The sequence below is a fragment of the Frankia sp. RB5 genome, assembly GCF_059816245.1.
Map to the genome: position 1 here is coordinate 20791 of NZ_JCBATA010000039.1, position 11578 is coordinate 32368.

General features: G+C 72.9%; 11 protein-coding genes and 1 pseudogene. 6 read left to right on the forward strand and 6 right to left on the reverse strand.

Annotation, left to right across the window (positions count from 1 at the left end; all coding sequences use genetic code 11):
* The first annotated feature begins 100 nt into the window (after positions 1-100).
* From secG to AC6EXY_RS20335, 5 genes are all read left to right on the forward strand, one after another.
* Complete coding sequence (gene secG / locus AC6EXY_RS20315) at positions 101-331, forward strand: preprotein translocase subunit SecG (RefSeq protein WP_101831006.1); 231 nt, start codon at positions 101-103, stop codon at positions 329-331.
* Positions 328-2118, forward strand: a complete 1791-nt coding sequence (locus AC6EXY_RS20320; protein ID WP_243407333.1) for an ABC transporter substrate-binding protein — start codon at positions 328-330, stop codon at positions 2116-2118. The genes secG and AC6EXY_RS20320 overlap by 4 nt, the downstream gene beginning before the upstream one ends.
* Before the next feature lie 218 nt (positions 2119-2336).
* Positions 2337-2672, forward strand: a complete 336-nt coding sequence (locus AC6EXY_RS20325) for an RNA polymerase-binding protein RbpA (RefSeq protein ID WP_101831007.1) — start codon at positions 2337-2339, stop codon at positions 2670-2672.
* Positions 2673-2752: 80 nt separating this feature from the next.
* On the forward strand, positions 2753-4276 hold the full coding sequence (locus AC6EXY_RS20330) for a serine/threonine-protein kinase (protein ID WP_499817822.1): 1524 nt from the start codon (positions 2753-2755) through the stop codon (positions 4274-4276).
* Between the two features lie 58 nt (positions 4277-4334).
* Positions 4335-4724: an SHOCT domain-containing protein gene (locus AC6EXY_RS20335; RefSeq protein WP_101832545.1), complete on the forward strand. Its 390-nt coding sequence runs from the start codon at positions 4335-4337 to the stop codon at positions 4722-4724.
* Here AC6EXY_RS20335 and pgl read toward each other — a convergent pair.
* From pgl to AC6EXY_RS20360, 5 genes are all read right to left on the reverse strand, one after another.
* Positions 4721-5512, reverse strand: a complete 792-nt coding sequence (gene pgl, locus AC6EXY_RS20340; RefSeq protein WP_101832544.1) for a 6-phosphogluconolactonase — start codon at positions 5510-5512, stop codon at positions 4721-4723. The two genes, AC6EXY_RS20335 and pgl, sit on opposite strands and share 4 nt — an antisense overlap.
* Positions 5509-6549 (reverse strand): glucose-6-phosphate dehydrogenase assembly protein OpcA, encoded by a 1041-nt coding sequence (locus tag AC6EXY_RS20345; RefSeq protein ID WP_101832543.1) that lies wholly within the window; start codon positions 6547-6549, stop codon positions 5509-5511. Before AC6EXY_RS20345 ends, pgl begins: the two co-directional genes overlap by 4 nt.
* Positions 6550-6598: 49 nt before the next feature.
* Complete coding sequence (gene zwf / locus AC6EXY_RS20350) at positions 6599-8131, reverse strand: glucose-6-phosphate dehydrogenase (RefSeq protein WP_101832542.1); 1533 nt, start codon at positions 8129-8131, stop codon at positions 6599-6601.
* A complete protein-coding gene (gene tal, locus AC6EXY_RS20355; RefSeq protein WP_101832541.1) occupies positions 8128-9243 on the reverse strand; it encodes a transaldolase in 1116 nt (371 codons plus the stop codon). Before tal ends, zwf begins: the two co-directional genes overlap by 4 nt.
* A gap of 420 nt (positions 9244-9663) precedes the next feature.
* Complete coding sequence (locus AC6EXY_RS20360) at positions 9664-9978, reverse strand: hypothetical protein (RefSeq protein ID WP_499817823.1); 315 nt, start codon at positions 9976-9978, stop codon at positions 9664-9666.
* A gap of 250 nt (positions 9979-10228) precedes the next feature.
* Between AC6EXY_RS20360 and AC6EXY_RS20365 the strand changes: the two genes are divergently transcribed.
* The gene (locus tag AC6EXY_RS20365; RefSeq protein WP_101829786.1) at positions 10229-11098 is read left to right on the forward strand and encodes a heme o synthase; all 870 of its coding nucleotides are present in this window, start codon (positions 10229-10231) and stop codon (positions 11096-11098) included.
* Here AC6EXY_RS20365 and AC6EXY_RS20370 read toward each other — a convergent pair.
* Positions 11082-11455 (reverse strand): annotated as a pseudogene (locus AC6EXY_RS20370) (replication initiator). The gene AC6EXY_RS20365 and the pseudogene AC6EXY_RS20370 overlap by 17 nt on opposite strands.
* Between the last annotated feature and the right edge of the window lie 123 nt (positions 11456-11578).

Here is an 11578-nt window from a genome sequence, read left to right on the forward strand (position 1 = left end):
CCCGGTGCGGTACGTTGATGTCTACTGAGGTGCGGTGTCTGGTGCGGTGTCTGGCGGCGGGGCGTCCGCCGCGTCCCCGAGAAGCGGGAGCTGGTCTGCAATGACGATCGGTCTGTCGATCGCGCTGATCATCGCGAGCGTGCTGATGATCCTGCTCGTGTTGCTGCACCGGGCCAAGGGCGGCGGCCTGTCGACCCTGTTCGGCGGTGGCGTGTCCTCGTCGCTCGGCGGTTCCTCCGTGGTGGAGAAGAACCTCGACCGGCTGACGATCCTGGTGGGGTTCGTCTGGTTCGTCTGCATCATCGGCCTCGGCCTGCTGCTGAAGAATTGAACCGCATTCGCGTCCTCCTTCTTCTCGCCACCGTCCTCGTCACCGCCGCGGCCTGCTCCGGCGGGTCCGGTGGCTCCGGCCCGGTGGCCGCGAGCGCCACCCCGGCCGCCGCGTCCACGACCCCCCCGCCCGTCGCGAAGCCTGGCGGCACCCTGCGCGTCGTCGCCGCCCGCATGCCCAGCGGCGATCCGGGCTGGGCCGACGAGCCCGGCGAGCAGGCCGTCGCCCGCCTCGTCACCCGTCAGCTGTACAGCTACCCGACCGACCCGAGCCCGGAGAACGCGATCGTGCCGCGCCCCGACCTGGCCGTCGGGGCGCCCATCGTCAGCGAGAACGGGCTCGTCTACACCGTCCGGCTGCGTTCGGCCGCCCGCTGGGACACGCCGAACCAGCGGCGGATCACCGCCAACGACGTCGCCCGCGGCATCAAGCGGTTGTGCACCCCGCCGTCCCCGTCCCCGTTGCGTGGCTACTTCGCCGCCACGATCGTCGGCTTCCGCCAGTTCTGCGACGAGCTGGCCGCGACGCCGGTCGCCGACGCCGCCGCCTTCGTCGAGGGCAACACCATCGAAGGCGTCGAGATCGTCGGCGACGACACGGTGGCCTTCCACCTGCTCGCCCCGGTGAACGACTTCGTCGACGTGCTCGCGCTGCCCGCGTCCTCGCCGGTGCCGCTGGAGGCGCTGGCCTACCCGCCGGACTCGGCCGACTACCTGCACAACCTGATCTCGGCCGGCCCGTACCGGTTCACCGTGTCGCCGGGCCTCACCGGGTCGCCGGACGACGGCCCCGGCTACCGGCTGGCCCGCAACCCGTCGTGGAGTGCCTCCTCGGACGGCATCCGCCGCGCCCTGCCGGACCACATCACGATCACCGACGGGCTGACCGACGACCAGATGCAGCAGGAGCTGGAACGCGGCGACGCCGACATGGCCCTCGACGGCACGCTGCCCGCCGCCCGCGCGGCGGAACTGGCGAAGGCGCGCGACCCGCGGCTGGTCGTAGACGACGTCGGCACCGCCCTGGCGCTCACGGTGGGCCTCGACGGGCCGTCCGCGGCCGCGCTGCGCGAGTCCGCCATCCGCCAGGCGCTGCCGTACTGCCTCGACCGGACCAGCCTCGCCGCGGCCCTCGGCGGCCCCGACTTCGCCACCCCCGCGACGAGCCTGCTGCAGTCGCCGATGACCGGCTACAGCGACCTCGACCCGTTCCCGGACCCGCAGGGCACCGGTGACCCGACCCGCTGTCGGGAGGCGCTCGGCCAGACCCCCGGCGGCCCGGTCACAGCGCTGTCGCTGCTGACGTCGGACAGCCCCGCCGACGCGGCGGTCGCCGAGGCGCTGCGCACCGCGTTCGCCCGCGCCGGGATCCGGCTGGACATCCGCATCCGCACCGGTGACCGTTTCGCCGCCGCCGCGGTGACGCCCCAGCGCCAGTTCTGGGACCTCGCGCTGACCAGGATCACCCCTTCCTGGTACGGCGACGCCGGGCGCACCGTCTTCCAGCCGCTGCTGGACGAGACGTGGGTGGGCCCGCGGCCCGCGGACGGTGGCTACCGTGATCCGACGGCCCTGCGCCAGCTCGACGCGGCGCTGCGGGCGAGCAGCGAGACGACCGCGGTCAGCGACTGGAGCACGCTCGAGCAGACCGTCGTCGCCAGTGCCGCGGTCATTCCGCTCGCGGTCGTGCACACCCCGGAGTTCCACAGCGCGAACGTCACGACGTACACGATCGTGCCGTCGCTGGGGACGGCGGATCCGACCGCGGTGTCGCTGGGTTCCGGATAAGGACCGCCCTGTCCGGGCTTGTCCCGGCTGCGCATGGCCGGGTTGGGGTGGTCGGTGCATCCCCGCCCGGCCCTGGCGGCCTACACTCCCACCAGGACGTACCCGGAGGGACAACCGGGGGCCTGTGCGCCGGGGAAACAGCAGTATGCCGGGAAAACAGCAGTATGCCGGGAACGCCGGGCTGCATCCATGGGACGAGACGAAGGAGCACGCGGGCCGTGGCAGGTGGCAACGCCATTCGGGGGAGCCGGGTCGGGGCTGGACCGATGGGAGAGGCGGAGCGCGGCGAGACCGCGCCCCGCCAGCGCGTCTCCTTCTGGTGCGCCAACGAGCACGAGACGAGGCCGTCGTTCGCGGTGGACGCGGCCGTCCCCGACACGTGGGACTGTCCGAGCTGCGGCTTCCCGGCGGGTCGGGACCGGGAGAACACCCCCGCCCCGCCCCGCACCGAGCCGTACAAGACGCATCTCGCCTACGTGCGGGAGCGACGCAACGAGAAGGACGGCGAGGCGATCCTCGCCGAAGCGCTCGCGAAGCTGCGGGGCGCCTCCTAGGCCCGGCACTGGCTGCTCTCGGTGCCGGGCGGCTCGTCGCGGGGCGTTACCGCCTCGTCGAGTGGCTCGGCGCGGGCGGGATGGGCACCGTCTGGCGGGCCCATGACGAGATGCTGCGGGTCGACGTCGCGGTCAAGGAGATCCGCTTCCCGGCCGAGCTGGACGCCGCCGAGCGCGCCGGCCAGGTCGACGCGGCGATGCGCGAGGCACGCACGGCGGCCCGGCTGCGGGGCAACCCGCACGTCGTCACCGTCCACGACGCCGTCGAACAGGACGGCCTGCCGTGGATCGTGATGGACTACGTGCCGGCCGACACCCTGGGCGCCACGGTCGAGCACGCCGGCCCGCTGCCCGTGCCCCGCACCGCCGAGATCGGCCTCGCGGTGCTCGACGCCCTCGTCGCCGGGCGGGAGCTCGGTGTGCTGCACCGCGACGTCAAACCGTCGAACATCCTGCTCGCCCACGACGGCCGGGTGCTGCTGACCGATTTCGGCATCGCCACCCACGTGTCGGACCCGACGCTGACCGGCGGTGGCGGCAGCGGCGGCACCCCCGCCTACATGGCGCCCGAACGCCTCGTCGGCGGGGCGGCGACGCTGCTCGGTGACCTGTTCTCCCTCGGCGCCACCCTCTACCTGGCCGTCGAGGGCGTCGCGCCGTTCCAGCGCGAGTCCATCCCGCTGACGATCGGTGCGGTGGTGCACGGCCAGCCACCCGCCTTCACCCGGGCCGGCGCGCTCGCCCCGGCGATCGCCGGCCTGCTCGCGAAGAACCCCGCCGGCCGTCTCGGCGCCGACGGCGCCCAGGCCCTGCTCCGCTGGGCCCTGCCCGTCACCCCCCGCCCCGCCGGCCCCCGAGCAGCCCACCGCCCGCCAGCTGCCCCCGCCGCCCCACCCGGCGGCCCGTTCCCCGACCCCACCTGGACCGCCTGGTCCACCCACCAGCCCGCCATCCGGCCCGCGGTCCCAAGCCCACCTCTGCCGGCCACACCTCTGCCGGCCACACCTCTGCCGGCCACGCCGCCGCCGGCCACATCTCCGCCGGCCACATCTCCGCCGGAGCCCCCGAGGACACAGCCGTCGAAGGACGCGCCGTCCCCCGGCCGGTGGTATGGCAGCGCGCGGTGGGGTCGCCGCGGTCTCGTGGCGGTGCTGGTGGGCGTGCTCGCGGTCGCCGCTCTCGCCGCCGGCGCCATCCCTCTGCTCACCGCCGGAGGCGCAGGCCGCGGGGAAGCGGAGCCCGGCCGGCGTACAGCCGCCCCGGCCGCGGCGCTGCCGGCGGGCATGGTCGGCCGGTGGTACGGCAGGGTCGCGCAGGGCGACAGGACCTTTCCGCTGGAACTCGACCTGCGCGCGGGCCGGGTCGGCGACACGGTCGGCGCCAGTCGGAACTCCGCCTACGGCTGCGCCGGCGACGTGGCGCTGATCGCCGTCGACGGGGCCACGGTCCGCATCGAGGACCGACCGACCAAGGCCGCGGCGCCCTGCCTGGTCGGCGGTGTCGACGTGCTCGTCCTTCGGCCGGATGGCACGCTCGACTACTCGTACCCCGCCACCGAGCTGTCCGCGGCGGGACGCGCGGTCCTGCGCCGAGTGCTCGGTTGACCGCCGGGTATCACCTCAGTCTCGGATCGCTGTGACGATGCGAGATGGAGGGGTTGCGATGAGTTCCGACTTCCCGTTGCTGTCCGTATTTCTCTACATGTTGTGGTTCTTTGCCTTCGTCCTGTGGATGTGGCTGCTGTTCGCCGTCATCACGGACGTGTTCCGCAGCCATGATCTGTCCGGCTGGGGCAAGGCGGCCTGGACCGCGGCGATCATCGTGCTGCCCTGCATCGGGCTGATCACCTACCTGATCGTGCGTGGCGGCAGCATGCACGAGCGCACCCAGGCCGTCGCCGAGCGCGACGAGCGGGCCTGGCGCGCCTACCTGCGGGACGCCGCCGCGTCGTCGAGCAGCGCGGACGAGCTCGCCAAGCTCGCCCGTCTGCACGACCAGGGCGTCCTGTCGGACGCCGAGTACGCACGCAGCAAGACGAAGATCCTGGCCTAGCCCGGCAGGCGGGAGGCGGCGGCGCGGTCGGCCAGCCACAGGGTGCGCTCCCGACCGACCGCGCCGGCCGCGGGAACGGTGATCGGCCCGGCGCCGGAGAACGACGCGGCGACCGCCTCCGCCTTCTCCTCGCCAGCCACGACGACCCACACCTCCCGGGCCGACTGGATCGCCGGCAGCGTCAGCGAGACCCGCTCCGGCGGCGGCTTCGGGCTGTCGTGCACCGCGACGACCGACTCGGTCGCCACCACCCCAGGCCGGCCGGGGAACAGCGAGGCGACGTGCCCGTCCGGACCGAGCCCCAGCAGCACCACGTCGAAGACGGGGACCGCCGATCCCGGCGCCGCCCGCTCGGCGAGCTGGGCCGCGTACTGCGCGGCGGCCGACTCCGGGTCGGCGAAACCGCCGGCCGCGGTGGCACCCTCGACGTCGCCGCCGGCCGTGACCGCCGCCCGGTGGCCCATCGGGAACACCCGCTTCGGGTCGATCCCGACGTGGTCGAGCAGCGCCTCGTGGGCCTGCCGGTCATTGCGGTCCGGCGAGTCGGCGGCGACGAAGCGCTCGTCGCCCCACCACACGTCGAGACGCGCCCAGTCCACCGCGTCGGCCGCCGGGTTGGCCCGCACGGCGCGCAGCAGCGCGATCCCGATCCCGCCGCCGGTGAGCACCACCGACGCCTCGCCACGTGCCGCCTGCCCGTCGATCAACCGCGTGATCAGCCGGGCCGCGACGGCCCGGGCGAGCACACCAGCATCCCGATGCGCGACGAGCAGCGGTTCGGCGCTCACCCGCCACTCCCCGTCGCGGCCTCCGCCTCCGCCTCCGCCGGCGCCTGGGCGGGCGCCGCGGCGGTCATCGGGTCGCGCCAGATGTGCTCGCGGTGCGGGGAACGGGCGCCGAGGTTCGGCAGGCTGCTCCAGGTGCCCAGCGCCTCGGCGAACACCACGTCGTCGTCGAGGCGGCGCAGCTCCTCGGCGAGCAGGTCGCCGAGACCGCGCTCGGCGAGCGGCAGCACCCGGTCCGGGTAGCCGGAGCGGGAGATCGTCGCCGAGCGGCTGTCGGTGCGGGTGACCGAGAGCCGGTCGGCGCCGAAGCGCAGCGACACCGCCGCGATGTCATCCCGGCCTGTGTCCCCGCGGCCGGTGCCCTCCTCGACCGTGACGGGGACGGCGAGCCGGTTGCGCAGCCAGCCGGCGAACAGCTGCGCGCTCGGGTTCGACCGACCCGCGGTGATCACCGCGGCGTCCGGCGGCTCGGTCACCGAGTCGAACGCCGCCGCGAGCAGCGTGCGCCACGGCGAGAGCCGGGTCCAGGACAGGTCCGTGTCACCCGGCACGAAGTCCGCGGCCCGCTGGTAGAGCGCGGCGAGCGGGTCGGGGGCGGTGGTGACGTCGGTGACCCGCCGGTCGGCGAACACGCCGAGCGGGTCGTAGGCGATCCGGGTCGGCGGCTCGTCGTGCCACCAGGTGACCACCGGCGCGTCCGGCGCGAGCAGCGGCAGCACGACCGACTCGGCGTGCAGCGCCAGCCGGCCGGACATGCGCATCACGATCGCCTCGCCCGGCCCGAGCCGGCCACCGATCGACACCTCGGCGTCGAGGCGCGGATGCGGCGCGTCGATCTGGCGGCGCACCACGATGAGCAGCCGGCACGGGTGGGCCGACGCGGCCAGCGTCGCGGCGCCCTCGGCGGCCGCCACGTTCTTCTCGTCGACGACCACGACGAGCGTCAACGCCAGGCCGAACGCGAGCGCGCCGGCGGCACGCCGCTCGGCGGACAGCGCCTTGACCACCTCGGACCCGGTGGTGTCCCACAGCGTCGTCACGCGATGCTCCTCTCCCCACTCATGGCCGCCCCACTCACGGCCGCCCCACTCATGGCCGCCGCCAGCGACGTCCGTCGGCCGCGAGCATCTCGTCGGCGGCCGCTGGGCCCCAGCTGCCGGCTCGGTAGCGGTGCGGCGTCGTGCGCGCCCAGAACTCCTCGAGCGGGTCGATGATCCGCCACGACTCCTCGACCTCGGCGTTGTTCGGGAACAGCGTCGCGTCGCCGAGCAGCACGTCGAGGATCAGCCGCTCGTAGGCCTCGGGCAGCGCCTCGGTGAACGCCTCGCCGAACAGGAAGTCCATCGCGACGTCGCGGACCTCCATCGCCGAGCCCGGCACCTTGGAGCCGAACTTCAGCGTGACGCCCTCGTCCGGCTGCACCCGGATGACCAGCTGGTTGTTGCCGAGCTCCGCGGTGTCCGTCTTGTCGAAGGGCAGGTGCGGCGCCTTCTTGAACACGATCGAGATCTCGGTGACCCGTCGCGGCAGCCGCTTGCCGGTGCGCAGGTAGAACGGCACCCCCGCCCAGCGGCGGGTCTCGATGCCGAAGCGGACCGCGGCGAACGTCTCCGTGTGGGAGTCGGCCGGGATGGACTCCTCGTCCAGGTAGCCCGCCACCCGCGCGCCGGCGAGCCAGCCCTGCTCGTACTGGCCGCGCACCGCGTAGCGGTCCAGGTCGGTCGGCAGCGACACGGCGCGCAGCACCTTGAGCTTCTCGGTGCGGATCGTCTCCGGGCCGAAGCTGACCGGTTCCTCCATCGCGGTGAGCGCCAGCAGCTGAAGCAGGTGGTTCTGCAGCACGTCGCGGGCGGCGCCGGTCTCGTCGTAGAAGCCGGCGCGGGTGCCGATGCCGACGTCCTCGGCCATCGTGATCTGCACCGAGTCGACGAACTGCGAGTTCCAGATCGGCTCGAACAGCGTGTTCGCGAACCGCAGCGCGAACAGGTTCTGCACCGTCTCCTTGCCCAGATAGTGGTCGATCCGGTACACCCCGGACGGCGTGAACACGTCGTCGACCAGCGCGTTGAGCTCGTGCGCCGAGGCCAGGTCGTGCCCGAAGGGCTTCTCGATGACCACACGGCGCCAGCCCGGCGTGTCCGTGGCGTTCGCGAGGCCCGTGCGCTGCATCTGTTTGAGCACCACCGGGAACGCCGACGGCGGGATCGACAGGTAGAACGCGGCGTTGCCGCCGATGCCGTGCGACTTGTCCAGCTCGTCGAGCAGCCCGGCGAGCCGGTCGAACGCCGCGTCGTCGTCGAAGGAACCCTGGACGAAGCGCACGGAGCCGGCGAGCCGGGCCCAGACCTCCTCCCGGAACGGCGTGCGGGCGCCCTTCTCGGCGGACTCGCGGGCGAACTGAGCGAACTCCTCGTCCGACCACTCGCGCCGGGCGAAGCCGGTCAGCACGAAGCCCGGCGGCAGCAGACCGCGGTTCGCCAGGTCGTAGACGGCCGGGATCAGCTTCTTGCGGGCCAGGTCACCCGTCGCGCCGAACACCACGAGGGCGCTGGCGTCCGGCAACCGCGGCAGTCTGCGGTCGCGTGGATCCCGCAGCGGGTTGGAGCTCACCTTGGAGCTCACCGTGGACCACCGGCCCCGCCGAGGCGCTCGGTGATCGTGTCCAGCAGCTGGTTCCACGAGTCCTCGAACTTGCGCACGCCCTGGGCTTCCAGCGTCTCGATCACGTCGGCCAGGTCGACGCCGACGGAGGCGAGCGCCGCGAACACCGCCCGTGCGTCCTCGTAGGCCGGCCGGATGGTCTCGCCGGACAACGACCCGTGGTCCGCGAAGGCCTGCAGCGTCGACTCGGGCATCGTGTTGACGGTACCGGGAGCGATCAGCTCCGACACGTAGATCGTGTCGGGCAGCGACGGGTCCTTCGTCGACGTCGACGCCCACAGCGGCCGCTGCGGCTTCGCGCCCTTCGCGGCCAGCGCCGCCCAGCGCGGGGTCGCGAACGCCTTCTCGTAACGCTCGTAGGCGAGCCGCGCGTTCGCGATCGCCGCCTTGCCGTGCAGGTCCTTCGCCGCCGCGGTGCCGATCTTGTCGAGCCGGGCGTCGACCTCGGTGTCCACCCGGCTGACGAAGAACGACGCCACCGACGCGAGATCCGTGACGTCACGCCCGGCGGCCAGCGCCTTCTCCACGCCGGTCATGAACGCGTCCATCACCTCGTCGTACCGGTCCAGGCCGAAGATCAGGGTGACGTTGACGCTGATGCCGGCGGCGAGCGTCTCGGTGATCGCCGGCAGGCCCGCCCGGGTCGCCGGGATCTTGATGAACAGGTTGGGCCGGTCGACCAGCCACCACAGCGCGCGGGCCTCGGCCACGGTGCGCTCGGTCTCGTGGGCCAGCCGCGGATCGACCTCCAGGGACACCCGCCCATCCACCCCGCCGGAGGCGTCATAGGCGGCGCGCAGCACGTCGCAGGCCTCGCGGACGTCCGCGGCCGTGATCGCCCGCACCGCCTCGCCGACGTCGACGCCGCGCACGGTCAGGTCGCGCAGCTGCTCGTCGTACAGCTCGCTGGACGCGATCGCCTTCTGGAAGATCGTGGGATTACTGGTGACGCCGACGACGTCGCGGGTCGCGACCAGATCGGCGAGGTTGCCGGTCCGCAGCCGGTCGCGGCTGATGTCGTCCAACCAGACCGCCACGCCGGCGGCCGAGAGCTCGGACAGGGGGGTGCTCATCGGTGCTTCGTGTCCTCTCCGGAGGCGATCAGCTGGGTCGTGCCGTTCACACGATGTCAAGCCATACGCGGCGCCCGTCATGCCGGGGCGGCAGGGACGTTCCTCTTCGAGGCCCTACCCCCACCGTGGCGGCGCCATCCCAGTCTCGTCCCAGTCTGATCCCTGTCCGCGCGCGGCTGTGACGTCCAGGTAGCGGTTGGAAGAACACCCGGTGCCCAGCAGGCCGGACGAGCAGGTGAGAAACGCCACGGGAGATGTCGATCACCGCACGACCCACCCCGTCGGGCGGCTCGGGGCCCGGCGTGAGCCAGACCGCACCGAAGCGTGGGGGTGATGGCCCCGACCGGCGCGCCCGAGCCGCGATCCGGCGGCTAGACTCCGACACGTCGTAGAACACCGTCCGCTCCGTTCCCGGGTGCTTCACGCTTCCCGGGGCTCCGTACAGCGCGGGTCGCCCGCCGATCCCGCCGATCGCGAGGTCGCTCTGTCTACCGAGGCCGCCCTTCGTCGCCGGCACCTCACCGCCCGCAGGCCGGCGCGGCCGGACACCTCCGCGTCGGTGCTCGCCGCCCCACCGGCCCCGCCCGTGCCGGCCCAGCCCACCCCCACCCCCGCTACCGGCGTGAGCACATCCAACGGCGTCTCCATCTCGAACGGCGTTTCCATCTCGAACGGCGTCACCAGTTCGAACGGCGTCACCGCCTCCAACGGCGTTTCCATCTCGAACGGCGTCACCGCCTCCAACGGTGTGAGCACGTCCAACGGCGTGTCCAGCTCGAACGGCGTGTCCACCTCCAACGGAGTGGCCGGCGGCCACGGGGCGTCGGTGCCCAACGGCGTGGCGGTGTCCAACGGCGTGGCGGTGTCCAACGGAGTGGCGGTGTCCAACGGAGTGGCGGTGTCCAACGGCGTGGCGGTGGCACCCGGGCTGGCGGGGTCGAACGGCGTGGCGGGCGGTGAGGCGGCCACGGGTGGCTTCGCCGCGCTGACCGCGAAGGCGAAGGCCTACGTCGCCCTGATGAAGCTGCGTGTGGTCGAGCTGCTGCTCGTCACGACCGTGCCGGCAATGATGCTCGCCCGCGACGGGATGCCTTCGCTCTGGCTGATCGCGGTGACCCTCGTCGCCGGGACGCTGGCCGCCGGCAGCGCCAACACGATCAACTGCTACGTCGACCGGGACATCGACCAGGTCATGGGCCGCACCCGGCGCCGCCCGCTGGTGCGCGCGACGGTCACCCCGACCGAGGCGCTCGTGTTCGGCATCCTCACCGGCATCGCCTCGACGCTGCTGTTCGGCCTGTTGGTCAACTGGCCGTCGGCGCTGCTGGCCGACGGTGCCATCGCGTTCTACGTATTCGTCTACACCCTCGGCCTCAAGCGCCGAACCCCGTCGAACATCGTCATCGGCGGTGCGGCCGGCTGCTTCCCGGTGCTGATTGGCTGGTCCGCGGTCACCGGCACGCTCAGCTGGTCGGCGGTGCTGCTGTTCGCCATCGTGTTCTTCTGGACGCCGCCGCACTTCTGGGCACTGGCGATGAAGTTCCGCGACGACTACGCGGCCGCCGGAATCCCAATGCTGCCGGTCGTCGCCTCCGCCGAGACCGTCACCCGGCGCATCCTCGGCTACTCGTACGTGATGGTCGCCACCTCGCTCGCGCTGGTGCCGGTCGCGCACACCGGCCCGCTGTACCTCGTCGTCGCGCTCCTCGTCGGCGTCTGGTTCATCACCGAGGCGCACCGCATCGTCCGCCGGGTCCGCGCCGGCGACGACCCGCGTGCCATGCACCTGTTCCACATGTCGATCACCTATCTGACGCTGCTGTTCGCCGCGATCGCCGTCACCGCCCTGATCTGACGGATCGCCTCCACATTCGCCTACCCTCCCCGTCCATGCCGTCGATGAGCTGATCCCGGATGGCTTTCCACAGCATCGGCAGCAACGCGTTCCAGATCACCGCCCCCGGATAGTCAAAGCAGTCCGGGCACAACGGCCGTCCGAGCAGCCGGTCACCGTCGCCATGCCGGGCGTGGCAGCCTGCCGGACGTCCGTGCTGGCAGGTTCCACAACGGGAACGGCACGCCCGCGCCTGCCCGTGCTCCGCCGGGAGTGCACCGGCCCGAACGACGGTGCGGTCAAGGTGACGAACGGCGCCGGATGACCACCGACCGTCGCCGGAAGCCCGTCACCGCCGGCAAGACCGGCCAGGACCACCTCGGTGTGGGTGGCGACCGGAACGCCGAGGAGGCGGGGGACTTCCCGTGGAGGGGAAGTGGCCGCTGGGGAAGGCGGCGTGATGCCAGTTTCCTGGTGTGTCGTGTCCGGTTTGTCCCTAGG